The sequence below is a fragment of the Citrobacter sp. CK191 genome, assembly GCF_030333435.1.
In the GTDB taxonomy this organism is placed as follows: domain Bacteria; phylum Pseudomonadota; class Gammaproteobacteria; order Enterobacterales; family Enterobacteriaceae; genus Citrobacter_B; species Citrobacter_B koseri.
In genome coordinates, this window is record NZ_JAOWFX010000020.1 from 1 (window position 1) to 18,125 (window position 18,125).

The window sequence follows — 18,125 nt, forward strand, 5'->3', positions numbered from 1 at the left end:
CCACCCCGCGTCCGTCTTTCTGCTTCGTATTTCAAACCACATCTGCGTTGGCTTTCCTCGTTCACCTCAGTCACTTACTGAAGTAAGCTCCTAAGGATTCACTGCGTCGCCGCCTTGTTGTGATTCGAACTACTTTGCAAAATATTACATCAGATTTTAATTGGTTGCGGGGGCCAGATTTGAACTGACGACCTTCGGGTTATGAGCCCGACGAGCTACCAGGCTGCTCCACCCCGCGTCCGTGGATGCGCACTATACTCTGCTAACATTTTCATGCAACCCTTTTTTCACCCGGATCACGAAATTGGGATGATTGTGTGCAAAAACAACGCGCTTTGGTACGTTTTTTGTGCGTAATTTGCGTCAGGGGAGCGCTTCGCATTTCATTAGGTTCGGGGGTTTGTTATCTTCATAGCGCAAGATTTACAGCTAAAAGACGAGAACTCATGAAAGGACGTTGGGCAAATTACCTTCTTATGGGGGCGGTGGTTGCAATGCTTGCCGCCTGTTCCTCTAAACCGACCGATCGCGGCCAGCAGTATAAAGACGGGAAGTTTACCCAGCCTTTCTCACTGGTGAACCAACCTGACGCCATTGGGGCGCCTATCAACGCAGGCGATTTCGCCGAGCAGGTCAACCAAATCCGCAGCGCGTCGCCGCGTCTGTATGGCAACCAGAGCAACGTCTATAACGCCGTGCAGGAGTGGTTACGTTCCGGTGGCGATACGCGAATGATGCGCCAGTTTGGTATTGATGCCTGGCAGATGGAAGGGGCGGATAACTACGGCAACGTCCAGTTCACCGGTTACTACACGCCGGTTATCCAGGCGCGCCATACCCGTCAGGGCGAGTTCCAGTACCCTATTTATCGCATGCCGCCAAAACGCGGCCGCTTACCGTCTCGTGCCGAGATCTATTCCGGCGCGCTGAGCGACAGCTACATTCTGGCGTACAGCAACTCGCTGATGGATAACTTCATCATGGACGTTCAGGGCAGCGGCTATATTGATTTTGGCGACGGCAGCCCGCTGAATTTCTTCAGCTATGCCGGGAAAAACGGCCATGCTTACCGCAGTGTCGGCAAGGTGCTGATCGATCGCGGTGAAGTGAAGAAAGAAGATATGTCGATGCAGGCCATTCGCCACTGGGGAGAAACCCACAGTGAAGCGGAAGTGCGCGAGCTGCTGGAGCAAAACCCGTCATTCGTCTTCTTTAAGCCGCAATCTTTTGCCCCGGTGAAAGGCGCCAGCGCCGTGCCGCTTATCGGCCGTGCGTCTGTGGCTTCCGATCGCAGCATTATCCCGGCAGGAACAACCCTGCTGGCGGAAGTCCCGCTGCTGGATAACAACGGCAAGTTTAACGGCCAGTACGAACTGCGCCTGATGGTGGCGCTGGACGTGGGCGGCGCGATTAAAGGCCAGCACTTTGATATTTATCAGGGGATAGGCCCGGACGCCGGGCACCGCGCAGGCTGGTATAATCACTATGGGCGCGTCTGGGTGCTGAAAAACGCCCCGGGAACCGGTAACGTATTTAGCGGTTGATTGCCTGATGGCGGCTTCGCTGAAGATTTAAATCGTAGGCCTGATAAGCGTAGCGCCATCAGGCAAATCATGCCGGATGGCGTCGCAAGCGACGTATCCGGCCTACGATCGTATTACCCCTTTTTAATTCTGAGGTCGTATGTCTGTTGTAATTAGTGATGCCTGGCGCCAGCGTTTTGGCGGCACCGCCCGTCTGTATGGTGAAAAAGCGTTGCAGCTGTTTGCCGGTGCGCATATTTGCGTGGTCGGGATCGGCGGCGTCGGCTCCTGGGCGGCAGAGGCGCTGGCGCGTACCGGCATTGGCGCGATCACGCTCATCGATATGGATGACGTATGCGTCACCAACACCAACCGGCAAATTCATGCGCTGCGCGATAACGTCGGTCTGGCGAAAGCCGGGGTGATGGCTGAGCGTATTCGTCAGATCAACCCGGAGTGCCGGGTGACGGTGGTGGATGACTTTGTCACGCCGGATAACGTCGCGGAGTATATGAGCGCAGGGTTTTCGTATGTCATTGATGCCATCGACAGCGTGCGGCCAAAAGCCGCGCTGATTGCCTGGTGCCGCCGAAATAAGGTTCCGTTAGTCACCACCGGCGGGGCGGGTGGGCAGATAGACCCGACCCAGATTCAGGTAACGGATCTGGCGAAAACCATCCAGGACCCGCTGGCGGCGAAACTGCGCGAACGGTTGAAAAGCGACTTTGGTGTGGTGAAAAACAGCAAGGGCAAACTGGGCGTGGACTGCGTGTTCTCAACGGAAGCGCTGGTTTATCCGCAGGCTGATGGTTCCGTATGTGCGATGAAAGCGACGGCGGAAGGGCCGAAACGAATGGATTGCGCCTCTGGATTCGGCGCAGCCACGATGGTAACTGCGACCTTTGGCTTTGTTGCTGTGTCCCACGCGCTGAAGAAGATGATGGCGAAGGCGGCGCGTCAGGCTTGATTGTGTCGGATGGCGCTATGCTTATCCGACCTACGGTTCGTGCGGTGTTGTAGGCCGGATAAGACGCATCAGCGTCGTCATCCGGCTTGCTGGGCAGCCTCAATAATCGCGTTATTCAGCGCATTCAGCCCCTGGCTGCGCGATGCGCTAAGTTGTGTTGTTAAGCCTAACTCATCAAACAACCCCAGCGGCGAGTGCGCCAGCAGTTCCGCCGGGGTCTTTCCCTCTACCGCCGTGAGTAAAACCGCCAGCAAACCGCGTACAATACGCCCTTCGCTGTCACCGAAAAAGTGTAGCGTTCCCTTCTCTGACAGGGTATGCCCCAGCCAGACGCGGTTCTCACATCCTGCGATCTCTTTTGCCTGCGTTTTTAGCTCATCCGGCAATGCCGGGAGTTGCTTACCCAACAGAATAAGCTGGCGATACTTGTCCTCCCACTGCGAGAGCGGGATAAAGAGAGCGCGTAACGTCTCTTCCGTTACGGTCGTGCCAAACGGGTGTCCGGCAAAAAGAGGGCTTGTCATTAATCCACCAGTATTTCCAGCGCGCGGTCAACGGCGCTGACCAACGCATCCACATCATGCTTTGTATTATACGGCGCAAAAGAGGCGCGCAGGGTGCCCGTTACGCCAAGCGCCGCCAGCAGCGGCTGCGCGCAGTGCTGCCCGGCGCGCAGGGCGATGCCGTATTCGGCCAGTAATGTCACCATATCGCTGTGATGAACGCCGGTAAAATCGAAGGCCAGCAGGCTGGAGTCCTGGCAACGGAAAGAGCGGAAACCCGGACGCTTCGCCAGCGCGTCTTCCGCCAGCGTCGCCAGACCGCGACTCCAGCTTTCGGCCTGCGCCATATCCACTTCCGCCAGCCACTCCAGCGCGGCGCTAAGGCCAATAACCCCAGCCACGTTTGGCGTGCCGGCTTCCAGACGCCAGGGAACGGCCTGGGTTGTGAATCCTTCAAAATTGACTTCAGCGATCATCTTGCCGCCGCCGAGCCACGGGGACATCTCTTCCAGTAAGGCCGGTTTGCCGTACAGCGCGCCGATGCCCGTCGGGCCGTACAGCTTGTGGGCGGAGAAGGCATAAAAATCAATATCTAACTGCTGTACATCGGCGGGGAAATGCACCGCGCCTTGCGCGCCGTCAACCATCACCACCATCCCTGCCGCGTGCGCCAGCGTGATAGCGCGCGCCAGGTCCGGGCAGCCGCCCGTGACGTTCGACATCTGTCCCAGCGCCAGAATCCGGCTGCGTGGCGTGATGAGTTCAGGCAGACGCTCCACGTCGGGGAGGAAAAGGGCATTCAGGGGCAGTTTGACGATTTTTGCGCCCGTCTGCTGAGCGACCATCAGCCAGGGAACGAGATTCGCGTGATGCTCCGCTTCACTGACGATTATCTCATCGCCGGGTTGCAGGCGCGGGCGGGCATAGCATTGCGCCACCATATTGATGGCTTCCGTGGTGCCGCGTGTCCAGACAATCGATGCATCATCAGGCACGTTCAGCCACTGCGCCACTTTGCCGCGCGCCGCTTCATAGCGCGCGGTTAGCCGCTGTGCCTCGGCGAACTGGCTGCGATGGACGTTTCCGGCGCTCAGGCTGTAGAACTGATGCGTGGCGTCGATCACGGCCTGAGGCTTAAGCGCCGTCGCGGCGCTGTCGAGATAAACGCCCGCATCGGTAAGGGCAGGAAATTGCGCGCGAAACTGCGCAGGATTGAAAGCGTTCATGGTATTCCTCAATTCAGTATACCGATCGTGGCGCAAAAAGGGCTGTGATACAAGGTTTGTCCTAACCATCGGAATTGTCTGGTTATCCTGGTGAAGTCAGGGAAGCAGGTTATGCTAAATAGTGTTAGGCGAATGTTTTTGCCTGTTACGGAACCCGTTTTATTTAGCATAAACAGCTTTAAGGAGAAGAAGATGAAAATGAAAAAGACTGCCGCAATGATCTCTGCATGTATGCTGACTTTTGCCCTGAGCGCCTGTTCCGGTCCGAATTATGTGATGCACACAAATGATGGCCGTACTATCGTGTCAGACGGTAAGCCAAAAACCGATGATGAAACCGGCATGATTTCTTATAAAGACGCTAACGGCAACAAACAGCAGATCAATCGTACTGACGTTAAAGAGATGGTCGAACTGGATCAGTAACCGGTCGGTCATGGACAAAAAAAAGCACCGCAATTGGCGGTGCTACATTAATCACTATGGACAGACAGGGTAAATGTACAGGAAGTGAAAAAGGGTAGCTTCGCTACCATGGTCTGAATCGCAGACCAATTGCAAACACAACAACACAACATCACAACCGTAAGCCAAAAGCCCATCAGAACACGCATTCCGATAAAACTTTTCGTTCCGGCTCAGGAAGTGTCGCCACTATAGGTATTTGCTGGTAGAACCTCAACGGACAAATTATAATGGCTCAGATTAAAAAAACTAATAGGTTACACAAGGTTACCTAATTGTTAAATTTATTTAACATCAAAGTCTAAAAGCCATGTCAAAACGATTACCACCCTTAAATGCATTACGTGTTTTTGATGCCGCAGCGCGGCATTTAAGCTTCACTCGCGCAGCAGAAGAGCTTTTTGTGACACAGGCCGCAGTAAGTCACCAAATCAAGTCACTTGAGGATTTTTTGGGGCTAAAACTGTTCCGTCGTCGCAATCGTTCGCTTTTGCTAACGGAAGAGGGGCAGAGCTATTTCCTCGACATCAAAGAGATTTTTTCGCAATTAACCGAAGCGACGCGTAAACTTCAGGCGCGGAGTGCAAAAGGCGCGCTTACGGTCAGTTTATTGCCCAGTTTTGCGATCCAGTGGCTGGTTCCTCGACTCTCAAGCTTTAACTCAACTTATCCGGGAATCGATGTCAGAATTCAGGCTGTGGACCGTCAGGAAGATAAGCTGGCTGATGATGTCGACGTCGCTATTTTTTATGGGCGTGGCAACTGGCCGGGCTTGCGCGTTGAAAAATTGTACGCAGAATATTTACTGCCGGTGTGTTCACCGTTATTACTGACGGGCGATAAGCCGTTAAAGACGCCGGAAGATCTGGCAAAACATACATTACTGCATGATGCTTCGCGAAGAGACTGGCAGACCTATACGCGTCAGTTGGGGCTGAATCATATTAATGTGCAGCAGGGACCTATTTTCAGCCATAGCGCAATGGTGCTACAGGCTGCCATCCACGGACAGGGGGTTGCGCTGGCGAACAACGTCATGGCGCAATCAGAAATTGAAGCCGGGCGTCTTGTCTGTCCCTTTAACGACGTTCTGGTCAGTAAAAATGCTTTTTATCTGGTTTGTCATGACAGTCAGGCAGAACTGGGTAAAATAGCCGCCTTTCGTCAGTGGATTCTGACCAAAGCGGCCGCTGAACAAGAAAAATTCCGCTTTCGTTACGAACAATAATTTATTTAGGGTACTACCATGACCAGCCGTTTTATGCTGATTTTTGCCGCGATAAGCGGCTTTATCTATGTTGCTCTGGGTGCCTTTGGGGCGCATGTCCTGAGCAAAACTCTTGGTGTGGTTGAAATGGGCTGGGTCCAGACCGGCCTGCAATATCAGGCGTTTCATACGCTGGCCATTTTTGGCCTGGCGGTTGCGATGCAGCGACGCATTAGCATCTGGTTTTACTGGAGCAGCGTTTTTCTGGCGTTAGGTACGGTGCTGTTTAGCGGCAGCCTGTATTGCCTGGCGCTGTCTCATTTACGCCTGTGGGCGTTTGTTACTCCTGTCGGCGGCGTGAGTTTCCTGGCAGGCTGGGTGCTGATGTTAATTGGCGCCATCCGTTTGAAACGTAAGGGCGTTGGTCATGAATAAGGTTGTATTGTTGTGTCGCCCTGGTTTTGAAAAGGAGTGCGCTGCTGAAATAACGGATAAGGCGGCGCGTCGGGAAATCTTTGGCTTCGCTCGTGTTAAAGACAATGCCGGATACGTCGTCTTTGAGTGCTATCAGCCTGACGATGCTGAAAAAATAGTAAAAGAGCTGCCTTTTTCCTCGCTCATTTTTGCGCGTCAGATGTTCGTCGTCGGCGAACTGCTGCGCGACCTGCCGCCGGACGATCGCATTACGCCGATTGTCGGGATGTTACAGGGCGTTGTGGAAAAAGGCGGCGAGCTGCGTGTTGAAGTCGCAGACACCAATGAAAGCAAAGAGTTGATGAAGTTTTGCCGTAAATTTACGGTGCCGCTGCGGGCCGCGCTGCGCGACGCGGGGATTCTGACAAACTATGAAACGCCAAAGCGTCCGGTGGTGCATGTTTTCTTCATCGCGCCGGGCTGCTGTTATACCGGGTATTCGTATCCTGACAACAACTCGCCGTTCTATATGGGGATTCCGCGGCTGAAATTCCCGGCCGATGCGCCAAGCCGTTCGACGCTGAAGCTGGAAGAAGCGCTGCATGTTTTTATTCCGGCCGATGAGTGGGATGAACGTCTGGCGAACGGGATGTATGCCGTGGATTTAGGCGCCTGCCCTGGCGGTTGGACCTACCAGTTAGTGAAGCGCAACATGTGGGTTTACTCTGTCGATAACGGCCCAATGGCGCAGAGCCTGATGGATACCGGGCAGGTGACCTGGCTGCGCGAAGATGGATTCAGATACCGTCCGAACCGTAACAACATCTCGTGGATGGTGTGCGACATGGTGGAAAAGCCTGCTAAGGTTGCCGCGCTGATGGCGCAGTGGTTAGTAAACGGCTGGTGTCGCGAGACGATCTTCAATCTCAAGCTGCCGATGAAAAAACGCTATGAAGAGGTGTCGCAGAACCTGGCGTATATTCAGGCGCAGCTTGATGAACACGGCATTAACGCGCAAATTCAGGCGCGACAGCTGTATCACGATCGTGAAGAAGTGACCGTGCATGTCCGTCGGCTGTGGGCCGCCGTGGGCGGGCGTCGCGACGAGCGGTAATACGATGGATTGCCGGATAGCGGCGTAAATGCCTTATCCGGCCTGCGCCGGGTATTTGTTGGCCTGATAAGCGGCAACGCTATCAGGCATGAATCACCCCCTGACGCTCATCGGAAATGATGTGCGTCACATCATCCAGATGCCCGATGCAGGCCTCTCCCGAGCGGTTGAGCTTACTCTTGTCGATCAACAATAAAGACTGTGATGCGCGCTTAAGCAGCGTGGATTTGAAATCCGCGTTGATCGTATTTGAGTCCCAGAGCGCGCCGCCGCGGTCGATCCCCTCGCAGGAAAAAATAAACAGGTCAATGTCGAGCGGCTTAAGCTGAGAGATAAGCGACGGATTGACGTAGCAGCCATATTTACGCTCAAGCTGGCCGCCGGAACTGATGAGCTGAATATGCTCGCGTTTGCCCAGCTCCTGGCAAATCGGGTGACTGTTGGTAAAGACGTGAATATCAATGTCCGGCAACTGGCGGGCCAGATACCAGCAGGTTGAGCTGGCGTCCAGAGCGATCACCATGCCCGGTTCTATCCATGCCAGCGCCTCCCTGGCGATATCCGCCTTATGCGCATAGTGGCTTTTCAGCCGGATGTGGAACGGGTCGCCGCTGTCCTGGTTTTCCCGGTGAATATACTTGGCGCGCCCGTGATTGCGCAGCACTTTTCCCTGCGCCTGTAGCTCGCTGAGATCGCGGCGAATGGTCTCTTTGCTGACGTTAAGCTGTACTGACAGCGCCTCGGTGGTCAGACTTTTATGGTTGATCAGCAGGTCTACTATCGCTTGTTGGCGTGCCGCTTTCATCTTTTCTCACCCCATCATTCGATGAACGCCCGCATCATGCGGGCGCACCGGCAAGAGATTACGGCGTTACCCCTTTTTTTAAAAGAATATTCCCGTACTTCGCGCACTCTCCTGTGATAACGATCGCAAAGGCTTTTTGCGCCCGCTCATAAAACGCATAGCGGTCGATGCGGACAATCTCCGGGCACGGCGTCTGTAATGAGAGCGCATCGCGATAACGCGCTTCAACCGTCGGGTCGAGCGAATCGCCCTCTACGGCGGCCATCATCACCAGCGGCGGCGCGTAGCTGTCCAGTTCAAACAGCGGGATAATTGCCCGGAGCAGATCGCTGACTTTCAGACCATCTTCGCGAATAACCTGCGGTCCCATGCTGTGCGCGGGAAAGTGGGCATCGGAAAAAATAATCTCATCCCCGTGCCCCATTTCAGCCAGCACTTTCAGTAACTCAGGGGATATTAATGGCGAAATAGTTTTTAGCATCTCACACTCCCTCAATAAATTCGGGTTCAGTTTGCGGCCAGAAATAGCGGTACTGATAGCGCACCTGGGCTCGGGCCTGTTCCGGGCTGGCAAATTCGCCTACGCCATACCAGCCGAACATGGCGGCCCCGGCGACGGTGGTTTCCGCGTCATCCAGCACCTTAATCGGTATATCAAGCAGATTGGCTTTGATTTGATTCCACAGTGCGTTGCGGCTTCCGCCGCCAACCAGCAGAAGCTCAGTTGCCTGGAAGTGACCAATCTTTTCCAGCGTTTGCAGATTACGTTGCAGTTGCGCCGTTAGCCCTTCCAGCGCGGCGCGGTAAAAATGACCACGCGTTGTGTTCAGCGTCACCCCCTGCCAGCCCGCGTTTTGACAGGTGAGGAGATCGCACTGCATCTTCACGCCTTCAGCACCCGGCGGAATGGCGTGCGCCTCGTCAATCAGCGTCTGCCACGGCGTTTCTGGCGTCCAGAGCAGTTTGCGCACCCATTCGAGCACGCCGGAAGCCAGCCACTGCATGCCCGGATTATAAAGTCCGGCCTGGCTGTCCAGTTCACAGGTGGAACCGGCGTAATGGCTGAGCAGCGGCGTGTTCACCTGCGCGCTGCGTACCATCAGGATTTCCCACGTACCGGACGAGAGTACCGGTTCATCCTGTTCTGCGCCGGCGCCAAAAAGGGCAAACTGCGTGTCATGCCCGGCGGAGATCACCGGAATACCCGCCTCAAGCCCAAGCAGGTTTGCGGCGTCGTTTTGCAGCGTGCCAATCCGTTCGCCCGCTTCAACTAACCGTGGAAACAGACGGCGGGGTAAACCCGTGGCCTGTAAAATCTCCGGGCTGAAATCCCGCTGGTGGATATCCAGCATCTGGCTGGTGCCCGCCATGGTGATATCCGTGGTGAATTCACCGGTTAAACGGTGGTTGATCAGCGATGAAATAAACAGCCAGGCGTGCGCCTGTTCGAGCAACTGTGGGTGGTTCTCTTTCAGCCACACCAGTTTATACAGCGTATTAAAGGCGAATGCACCGACGCCGGAGATCGCCTGCAACTGCTGCGGCGGCATAAAGCGGCCGATGTTTTCCATGACGGCAAGGGTGCGAGGGCATTTCCAGCTGATGACCGGATAGCGTAACTGACCCTGTTCATCAACCAGCGCGCCGTCTACGCCGAACGTCGTGACGGTGATGCCGCGAACCCGGCAGGCCGCCAGTTCCGTCTTTAGTTGCTGACAGCAGTCCGCGAAGCGTTGCAGAATGGCCGCCAGCGACCACTGATGCCAGGCGCTATTTTCCGTGGCGATGTCGCTGGCATTCGCTGTTGATGCGCGGGCGACAATGTTTCCCTGACGGTCAACGGCCATTGCCCGTACGTTGGTGGCGCCGCAGTCGAGAACCAGAATGACGTCTTGTTTCATAGTAGCTCCGAAACGTTGCCGGATGGCGCTGCGCTGATCCGGCCTACAAAATGCGAAATTGTAGGCCCGGTAAGCTTACGCCACCGGGCAAAGAAGTGACGCATTAACGTTTGTACAGCGGCCCGTAGTTCTGGCAGGCGCGATAATCCTGACCTTCAATATCCATACCGTGCGCAGCCCAGGCGGAAGGACGGTAGATTTTCGCATCGTCCACGTTGTGCATGCAGACCGGAATACGCAGCATGGCGGCGAGCGTGATGAAGTCAGCGCCGACGTGCCCGATGGTCAGTACGCCGTGGTTAGCGCCCCAGTTCGCCATCACCGAGTAGACGTCGGTGAACGGGCCTTTACCGGTAAGACGCGGCGCAAACCAGGTGGTCGGCCAGGTCGAGTTGGTGCGGGCGTCGAGCTGATCGTGCATCTCCTTCGGCAGTTCCACGCTCCAGCCTTCAGCGATTTGCAGTACCGGCCCCAGACCCTTGATGATGTTCACGCGGATCATGGTGAACGGCACGCCGCCTTCGGTCAGGAAGCGAGAGGAGTAGCCGCCGCCACGGAAGTATTCGTGGATCGCCGGGCACCATTCGGTAGCGGCCAGGCAGGCGTCCGCTTCCTGTTGGCTGATTTCCCAATGCGGCTTCATGGTCGGTTTGCCTTCGCTATCGCGCTGCTTGCAGGAGCCGTCCAGCGCCGCAGAGCCGGAGTTGATCAGGTGAATGATGCCGTGCTCCGCAAGGCCGGTGAGCGGCTGGCCTGTGACGCGCTCTACCGCTTCCGGCGACCAGTAGGTTCGCACGTCGGCAAAGACCTGCGCGGTTCCGGTGAGTTGATGGCCCAGCAGCATCGCTACGCCGTTGAGGCTGTCGTTTTCGGTAGCGACGACAAACGGTTCGCGCACGCCGTTCCAGTCAAAGGAGCTGTTCAGCAGCGCTTCGGCGGTGTCGCCGTTCGGGTATTGATCGGTCCAGTGGCGCTGGCCCTGGAAGCCTGCCGCAATGGCGTTATATCCCAGCGACTCTTCGACCAGCCCTTTTTCCGCCAGCTTGTTGTTGCCCTGCATCATGTCGCGAATGCACATCGCCATCAGCAGGCTCTCTTTCAGCACCGCGCGGCTTTGTTCTTCATTACGTTTGTACTGCTGCGCGTTCTGATCCTCGCCATAGCGGAAGTTTTTATCCGCCCACGCCAGCGCCATCTCCAGCTCGGCTTCGTCATAGATTTTCTGGTCGATGCGACGGCGCAGCTCGGTCATGTCCACCGCCTGCACTTTCATCCCCAGCCAGGACTCAAAGAAGTTGTGATCGACGATGGAACCGGCAATCCCCATTGAGACGCCGCCCACAGAGAGGTAGCTTTTGCCTTTCATGCTGGCGACCGCCAGACCCGCGCGCGCAAAGCGCAGCAGTTTTTCTTCAACGTCGGCAGGGATCGAGGTGTCGTCGGCATCCTGTACGTCATGACCATAAATAGAGAATGCCGGAATGCCTTTCTGGCTGTGCGCGGCCAACGCGGCGGCCAGATAAACGGCGCCGGGACGTTCCGTACCGTTGAAGCCCCAGATGGCTTTCGGGCGCATTGGGTCCATATCGATGGTTTCGCTGCCGTAGCACCAGCACGGCGTCACGGTAATGGTTACGCCAACATTCTGGCTGCTGAATTTCTCTTCACAGGCGGCGGATTCCGCCATTCCGGCAATGCAGGTATCCGCAATCACGCACTCAATCTGCGCGCCGCAGGCATGGCGGAGTTTTTCGGTGATAAGCGCAGCGGTGGCTTTCGCCATATTCATGGTCTGTTCTTCCAGCGACTCGCGTACCCCCATGCGACGTCCATCAATAACCGGGCGAATGCCAATTTTCGGTAAGCTGATTTTTTTCATTACAGGTTCCTCACGTTATTCGGAAAAATGTTCAGTTAGTTGCCGCTTGTGAACGGAAACGGGCAAAGATGAAGATGACGGCAAAGCAGAGCGCCGGGACCAGCTCTGCCGTTGGGATGTTGCCAGCCGCATCGCTGACAAAACCCATGACCGGCGTGACGATGCCGCCGCCAATGATGGTCATGACGATGAACGACGAGCCGTATTTGGTGTCCTGTCCCAGATTTTTAATACCCAGCGAGAAGATAGTGGGGTACTGAATCGACATAAATGCGCTGCACAGCGTCAGGGCCAGCAGACCGATATGGCCGCCGCTAAAGGCTGAAATCAGACACAGGATCATGGAGAGCAGGGCATAGGCCGCCAGCACTTTATGCGGCGCAAAGCGGCTGATAAGCCAGGTGCCGGAGAAGCGGCCGATAAAGAAGCACACCATCGTGCCGGTCAGGTAGTTGGCGGCAAAGCCAGGCGTCATGCCGGGGATCTCTTCGATAGCGTAACGGATCAGGTAGCTCCAGCAGGCAGTTTGCGCGCCGACGTAGCAGAACTGCGCCAGCACCGCCCAGCGCCAGTGGCGAATATGCACCAGGCGGGCAAGCGAAGCGGTGAATGAACTTTGTTGGGCGTCACTGTGATCGTCGCTCTGTAGCGCCGGGAATTTGGTCAGCATGATCAGCAGGGCAACCAGTAAAACGATAGCCACGATGATCATATAAGGCGTCTGTACCGACAAAACCAGGCTGTGTTTATATGTACTCAATTGCTCAGGCGTCATTTTATCGAGCACGTCCTGAGATTGATGTGGGACGTTAGACAAAATAAGACTTTGCCCGAACACCACGGCGATAATAGCGCCGAAAGAGTTAAATGTTTGCGCCAGATTGAGACGGAAATGGCCACCGCTTTCTGGCCCTAATACCGTAACAAAAGGGTTCGCGGCGGTTTCAAGACAACCAAGTCCTGCGGCAATAATAAAAAGACCAATCAAAAACAAGGTGTAATTCATCACTTCAGCAGCCGGCCAGAATAATGCCGCGCCAAAAGCATATAAGAATAGTCCGGTAATTATCCCCGCTTTATAACTCAGCTTTTTCATCAAAATACCCGCGGGGATGGGAATAACAAAATAGCCGAAATAAAAAGCAGACTGAATCAAACCTGCCTGAAAATTAGTTAACGTAAAGGCTTGCTGAAATTGTGGTAATAAAATGTCATTCAGGTTATTGGCAACCGCCCAAAGGAAAAACAGTGAGCAGAGTAAAGCGAACGGAATGATATAGCGTTTGCTTTGCCCTGTATCCACCGCACGAAAACTCTGCGTCTGTATTGTTGTGTTTCCCATAGCATCCTCATTGGCTCAGAAGCGTGTTCAACATTTTAGAAGTACGACCGGTGTTTCTCACCAGATCGACAAACCAGGCGAGTTCCTGTTATCTGCCAGAGAAAATTGGCTGTTGATGGTGAACTCATGAATTCATTTTCAAATAAAAAACGCTGTTTAATATGATGGTGGTCACATTTAGCACCTGGAGGGTGGCTTTATGTGATTATCATCACTTTAATTTCTGAAAAATGATGCCCGTTTGAGTAAATAAAATTAAAAACCCACAGCATTGATGACCGATTTAATTTATTACTGCGAAAACGGGCATTTGTTACAAATATTATGAAAATGCCCGTTTGGATAAATAATATTAAGAGCGGTCATTTTGGCGAGAGTGAATCCGGCGAAAACGGTATTTAACTGACGTGATTAATTGATGCGTATCACAAAATAAAGTCATGTAAATTCCTTTATCGCTATTCAATATGATGATGGTTACCAAATGTTCAATTAATTCAGCAGAGCAACGTGCTGTTCTGTTGTCGCGTTTTGAATGACTGAGAGAGGTAACTAATGGAACGAAACACACTGGCCCGCCAGATTATCGACACCTGCCTGGAGATGACCCGGCTGGGGTTGAACCAGGGGACCGCAGGCAATGTGAGCGTGCGTTATCAGGGCGGGATGCTGATCACGCCAACGGGCATTCCGTATGACAAACTCACCGAATCACATATCGTCTTTATTGATGCAGAGGGTCAGCATGAGCAGGGAAAATTGCCTTCCAGCGAGTGGCGTTTTCATATGGCGGCCTACCAGACGCGCCCGGATGCTAACGCTGTCGTCCATAACCATGCCGTTCACTGCACGGCGGTGTCGATCCTCAATCGTCCTATTCCAGCCATTCATTACATGATTGCGGCGGCGGGGGGGAACTCCATTCCGTGTGCGCCTTACGCCACGTTCGGCACGCGTGAACTTTCTGAATACGTTGCCGTTGCGCTCAAAAATCGCAAAGCGACCCTGCTACAGCATCATGGGTTGATCGCCTGCGAAGAGAACCTGGAAAAAGCGCTGTGGCTGGCGCATGAAGTGGAAGTGCTGGCGCAGCTGTACCTCAGTACGCTGGCGATTACCGATCCGGTGCCTGTACTGGATGATGAGGCTATCGCCATTGTGCTGGAAAAATTCAAAACCTACGGATTACGTATCGAAGAGTAATTTCGCACAGCGAAGGAGACGGGCTATGGCGAACAGAATGATCCTGAACGAAACGGCATGGTTTGGCCGGGGGGCGGTGGCGGCGTTAACCGATGAGGTTCAACGCCGGGGCTATCGCAAGGCGCTAATTGTCAGTGACAAAACGCTGGTGCAGTGCGGTGTGGTCAGAAACGTCACGGATAAGATGGATGCCGCAGGACTGGCATGGGCGATCTACGATGGCGTGATCCCAAATCCAACCATCGGCGTGGTGAAAGAGGGGCTGAACGTATTTCAACAAAGCGGGGCAGACTACCTGATTGCCATCGGCGGCGGCTCCCCGCAGGATACCTGTAAGGCGATCGGTATTATCAGCAATAACCCTGAGTTTGCTGACGTGCGCAGTCTGGAAGGTCTGTCGCCGACCCGTTATCCGAGCGTGCCGGTGATGGCGATCCCGACCACTGCGGGAACCGCAGCGGAAGTGACCATTAACTATGTGATCACCGATGAAGAAAAGCGGCGTAAATTTGTTTGTGTCGATCCGCATGATATCCCGCAGGTTGCGTTTATTGATGCCGACATGATGGACGGCATGCCGCCCGCGCTGAAGGCGGCAACCGGGGTGGATGCGTTAACCCACGCGATCGAAGGATACATCACCCGTGCCGCGTGGGCGTTGACGGATGCGCTGCATATTAAGGCCATTGAGATCATCGCCGGAGCATTGCGTGGTTCGGTTGTGGGCGAGCGTGAAGCGGGCGAAGCGATGGCGTTGGGGCAGTACGTTGCCGGGATGGGCTTTTCCAACGTGGGGCTTGGGCTGGTGCACGGGATGGCGCATCCGCTGGGCGCGTTTTATAACACTCCGCACGGCGTTGCTAATGCGATTCTTCTGCCGCATATCATGCGCTACAACGCGGAATATACCGGTGAGAAGTTCCGTGATATCGCGCGTGCGATGGGCGAGAAGGTCGAAGGGATAAGTTTGAGCGAGGCGCGTAATGCCGCCGTGGAAGCGGTATTTACCCTCAACCGGGACGTCGGTATTCCGTTGCATTTACGCGATGTCGGCGTGCGTAAAGAGGATATTCCGGCGCTGGCGCAGGCGGCATTTGACGATGTCTGCACCGGTGGTAATCCGCGTGAAGCGAGTATTGCCGATATCGTCGAGTTGTATCATACCGCCTGGTAATTTTGCCGGATGGCCTTATCCGGCCTACAGGATTGCACGAAATGTAGGCCGGATAAGCGCAGCGCCATCCGACAACACAACTACCGCGTCAGCCGTAGCTGCTGCAAGTTTCCGTCGATATGGAGATCCGTTTGCAGGCGCGCGATATCGCGGCACAAAAATGCCATCTCTTTATGCGCTTCAAGCTTCTTGCGCCACTTTTCCGCTACCTCGTCGAGGTGCGCATAAATCCCTTCCAGAGTCTGAAACTGAACCAACAATTGAGTCGCGCTTTTGGGGCCGATACCCGCCACGCCGGGGACTTTTGAACTGCTGATCCCCGCCAGTCCCCAGTAGTCCGGCAACTGTTGGGGAAGGACGCCGAACTCTTTCTCAATGAATGGCGCATCCAGCCAGCGTTTCTGGAAATAATCGCGGATACGCAGCGTCGGGGAGAGCAACTGACAGTAGCCTTTGTCGGTAGAAACGATAGTGGCCTGATGCCCGGCCTGTGTGACCTTGACCGCCAGCGTAGCGGCTAAATCATCCGCCTCATTGCCGCTGGAAACCCAGCATTGCACGCCGCGCTGTTCGAAGGCGGCGCGTATTGCGGGCATTTCATTGTGCAACTCGTCAGGCATGGGAGGACGACCGGCTTTGTAGTCCGGGAGACGCTGATGACGCCAGCCGCTGTTGCGCGCTTCATCGTCAAATACGGCGACGGCGTGCGTTGGCTGACTGTGCACAATCAACTGCTCAAGCGCATGCAGGCAGGTCTCCGCGCAGGGCGAGCCTTGAACCGCATGAATACGGCGAATTAAATTCAGTGCATCGACGATAAGCAGATGGACGGCCACGGTATTCTCCCTGACAAATTTGGGGACAGGGTAACATCCAGGACGACAGGAGGCGAGTGTTGCGAAATAGCGCGATCCGTAGGCCTGATAAGCGAAGCGCCATCAGGCAATAAATGCCGGATGGCGGCGAGCGCCTTATCCGGCCTACAGATCCTGAAACGTGATAGGACTTAATCGCAGGCGACAATCTTCATCGCCAGGCCGCCGCGGGAGGTTTCACGGTACTTGGCGTTCATGTCTTTACCGGTTTCGTACATGGTCTCAATAACTTTATCGAGGCACACGCGCGGCTCGCTGGTACGACGCAGCGCCATACGCGCGGCGTTGACCGCTTTCACGGAGGCAATCGCGTTACGTTCAATGCACGGCACCTGTACCTGGCCCGCAACCGGATCGCAGGTCAGACCCAGGTTGTGCTCCATGCCGATTTCCGCAGCGATGCACACCTGTGTCGGACTGCCGCCCAGCAGTTCTGCCAGACCCGCCGCCGCCATAGAGCAGGCCACGCCGACCTCACCCTGACAGCCCACTTCCGCACCGGAAATGGAGGCGTTCATCTTGTACAGAGAACCGATCGCGCTGGCCACCAGCATGTAGCGAGCCAGTGAGTTGGCGTTAACTTCGCGGATAAACTTGTCGTAGTACGCCAGTACCGCCGGAACGATGCCGCATGCGCCGTTGGTTGGCGCAGTCACGACACGCCCGCCCGCCGCGTTCTCTTCGTTGACCGCCAGCGCGAACATGTTGATCCAGTCGACAACCGCCATCGGGTCGGTCGTGGTTTTATCCTGGCTGACCAGCATACGACGCAGCGCCGCGGCACGACGTGGAACGCGCAGTTTACCCGGCAGTACGCCTTCCGTCGTGATGCCGCGCTCAATACCGCCGCGCATCACTTCCCAGACGTTGGCAAAGTGCTGTTCCAGCTCTTCTTTGCTGTGCAGCGCCAGCTCGTTTTGCATCATCAGGCCGGAAAGCGACAGACCGGTTTCCTGGCAGTGTTTTTGCAGATCGGCTGCGGATTTGTACGGATACGGCACGTTGACCGGCGCACTGTTCGACAAACCGAAATGTTCTTCATCAACGATGAAACCACCGCCAATGGAGTAGTAAGTTTGGCTGTAGAGGACCTTATCGCCCGCCAGCGCGCTAATACGCATCCCGTTCTCATGCAGAGACAGGTTGTCGGCATGGAAATTCATGCACTTATCGACCGGAAACTCCACTTCATGCTGACCATTCGCCAGCAGTAAACGTCCGTGGGTGTTCACGTCCTGAATAAAGAACGGAATGGCGTCGATATCGACGGTATCCGGCAGATTTCCCGCCAGACCCATAATAATGGCAATGTCAGTGTGGTGACCCTTACCGGTCAGCGACAGTGAACCATAGACATCCACCACGACGCGGGTGACATCGGTCAGGATATTGCGGGCAATCAGATCATCCGTGAATTGTTTGCCTGCTTTCATTGGCCCGACGGTGTGAGAGCTGGAAGGGCCAATGCCGATTTTGAAAATATCGAATACGCTAATCATAGGGCATCCATTGCTTAAATCTCAGGGA

At 55.0% G+C, this 18,125-nt stretch carries 17 protein-coding genes and 1 tRNA gene; 8 read left to right on the forward strand and 10 right to left on the reverse strand.

Features of this window, described 5'->3' with window-relative positions:
* Positions 1 to 161 precede the first annotated feature (161 nt).
* Positions 162 to 238 (reverse strand) — tRNA-Met (locus OGV82_RS03885).
* Between the two features lie 208 nt (positions 239 to 446).
* Here OGV82_RS03885 and mltA point away from each other — a divergent pair.
* Together mltA and tcdA are read left to right on the forward strand one after the other, a co-directional pair.
* Positions 447 to 1,544 (forward strand): murein transglycosylase A, encoded by a 1,098-nt coding sequence (gene mltA, locus OGV82_RS03890; RefSeq protein ID WP_101744109.1) that lies wholly within the window; start codon positions 447 to 449, stop codon positions 1,542 to 1,544.
* 139 nt (positions 1,545 to 1,683) lie between these two features.
* Positions 1,684 to 2,490 carry a tRNA cyclic N6-threonylcarbamoyladenosine(37) synthase TcdA gene (gene tcdA / locus OGV82_RS03895; protein WP_047461544.1) on the forward strand — a complete coding sequence of 269 codons (807 nt, stop codon included), beginning with the start codon at positions 1,684 to 1,686 and terminating at the stop codon, positions 2,488 to 2,490.
* 77 nt (positions 2,491 to 2,567) lie between these two features.
* Here the strand turns inward: tcdA and csdE are convergent, their stop codons facing one another.
* The gene (csdE, locus tag OGV82_RS03900; protein ID WP_049008437.1) at positions 2,568 to 3,014 is read right to left on the reverse strand and encodes a cysteine desulfurase sulfur acceptor subunit CsdE; all 447 of its coding nucleotides are present in this window, start codon (positions 3,012 to 3,014) and stop codon (positions 2,568 to 2,570) included.
* On the reverse strand, positions 3,014 to 4,219 hold the full coding sequence (gene csdA, locus OGV82_RS03905) for a cysteine desulfurase CsdA (RefSeq protein WP_047461550.1): 1,206 nt from the start codon (positions 4,217 to 4,219) through the stop codon (positions 3,014 to 3,016). The genes csdE and csdA overlap by 1 nt, the downstream gene beginning before the upstream one ends.
* Positions 4,220 to 4,417: 198 nt before the next feature.
* Between csdA and OGV82_RS03910 the strand changes: the two genes are divergently transcribed.
* The 4 genes from OGV82_RS03910 (at position 4,418) to rlmM (ending at position 7,419) form a co-directional block, all read left to right on the forward strand.
* The gene (locus OGV82_RS03910; protein WP_024130904.1) at positions 4,418 to 4,645 is read left to right on the forward strand and encodes a YgdI/YgdR family lipoprotein; all 228 of its coding nucleotides are present in this window, start codon (positions 4,418 to 4,420) and stop codon (positions 4,643 to 4,645) included.
* A gap of 349 nt (positions 4,646 to 4,994) precedes the next feature.
* On the forward strand, positions 4,995 to 5,912 hold the full coding sequence (gene gcvA, locus OGV82_RS03915) for a glycine cleavage system transcriptional regulator GcvA (protein ID WP_012134925.1): 918 nt from the start codon (positions 4,995 to 4,997) through the stop codon (positions 5,910 to 5,912).
* An 18-nt stretch (positions 5,913 to 5,930) separates the two neighbouring features.
* Positions 5,931 to 6,326, forward strand: a complete 396-nt coding sequence (locus tag OGV82_RS03920; RefSeq protein WP_012134924.1) for a DUF423 domain-containing protein — start codon at positions 5,931 to 5,933, stop codon at positions 6,324 to 6,326.
* Entirely contained in the window at positions 6,319 to 7,419 is a 1,101-nt protein-coding gene (gene rlmM / locus OGV82_RS03925) for a 23S rRNA (cytidine(2498)-2'-O)-methyltransferase RlmM (protein WP_012134923.1), read from the forward strand. Before OGV82_RS03920 ends, rlmM begins: the two co-directional genes overlap by 8 nt.
* An 82-nt stretch (positions 7,420 to 7,501) precedes the next feature.
* Here rlmM and fucR read toward each other — a convergent pair whose 3' ends face one another.
* The 5 genes from fucR to fucP all read right to left on the reverse strand — a co-directional run bounded on the left by fucR (position 7,502) and on the right by fucP (position 13,346).
* On the reverse strand, positions 7,502 to 8,224 hold the full coding sequence (gene fucR, locus OGV82_RS03930; protein ID WP_012134922.1) for an L-fucose operon activator: 723 nt from the start codon (positions 8,222 to 8,224) through the stop codon (positions 7,502 to 7,504).
* Between the two features lie 58 nt (positions 8,225 to 8,282).
* Complete coding sequence (gene fucU, locus OGV82_RS03935) at positions 8,283 to 8,705, reverse strand: L-fucose mutarotase (RefSeq protein ID WP_047461556.1); 423 nt, start codon at positions 8,703 to 8,705, stop codon at positions 8,283 to 8,285.
* Between the two features lies 1 nt (position 8,706).
* Complete coding sequence (fucK, locus tag OGV82_RS03940) at positions 8,707 to 10,125, reverse strand: L-fuculokinase (RefSeq protein ID WP_047461559.1); 1,419 nt, start codon at positions 10,123 to 10,125, stop codon at positions 8,707 to 8,709.
* A 103-nt stretch (positions 10,126 to 10,228) separates the two neighbouring features.
* Positions 10,229 to 12,004, reverse strand: a complete 1,776-nt coding sequence (gene fucI, locus OGV82_RS03945) for an L-fucose isomerase (RefSeq protein WP_047461562.1) — start codon at positions 12,002 to 12,004, stop codon at positions 10,229 to 10,231.
* Positions 12,005 to 12,035: 31 nt separating this feature from the next.
* The gene (gene fucP, locus OGV82_RS03950; RefSeq protein WP_047461565.1) at positions 12,036 to 13,346 is read right to left on the reverse strand and encodes an L-fucose:H+ symporter permease; all 1,311 of its coding nucleotides are present in this window, start codon (positions 13,344 to 13,346) and stop codon (positions 12,036 to 12,038) included.
* A gap of 555 nt (positions 13,347 to 13,901) precedes the next feature.
* On the opposite strand from fucP, the gene fucA reads away from it, so the two are divergent.
* Both fucA and fucO read left to right on the forward strand, forming a co-directional pair.
* A complete protein-coding gene (gene fucA, locus OGV82_RS03955; RefSeq protein ID WP_012134912.1) occupies positions 13,902 to 14,549 on the forward strand; it encodes an L-fuculose-phosphate aldolase in 648 nt (215 codons plus the stop codon).
* A 25-nt stretch (positions 14,550 to 14,574) separates the two neighbouring features.
* Positions 14,575 to 15,723 carry a lactaldehyde reductase gene (gene fucO, locus OGV82_RS03960; protein ID WP_047461569.1) on the forward strand — a complete coding sequence of 383 codons (1,149 nt, stop codon included), beginning with the start codon at positions 14,575 to 14,577 and terminating at the stop codon, positions 15,721 to 15,723.
* A gap of 80 nt (positions 15,724 to 15,803) precedes the next feature.
* Here fucO and xni read toward each other — a convergent pair whose 3' ends face one another.
* Complete coding sequence (gene xni / locus OGV82_RS03965; protein WP_047461571.1) at positions 15,804 to 16,559, reverse strand: flap endonuclease Xni; 756 nt, start codon at positions 16,557 to 16,559, stop codon at positions 15,804 to 15,806.
* Positions 16,560 to 16,729: 170 nt separating this feature from the next.
* The gene (gene sdaB / locus OGV82_RS03970; RefSeq protein ID WP_012134908.1) at positions 16,730 to 18,097 is read right to left on the reverse strand and encodes an L-serine ammonia-lyase II; all 1,368 of its coding nucleotides are present in this window, start codon (positions 18,095 to 18,097) and stop codon (positions 16,730 to 16,732) included.
* Between the last annotated feature and the right edge of the window lie 28 nt (positions 18,098 to 18,125).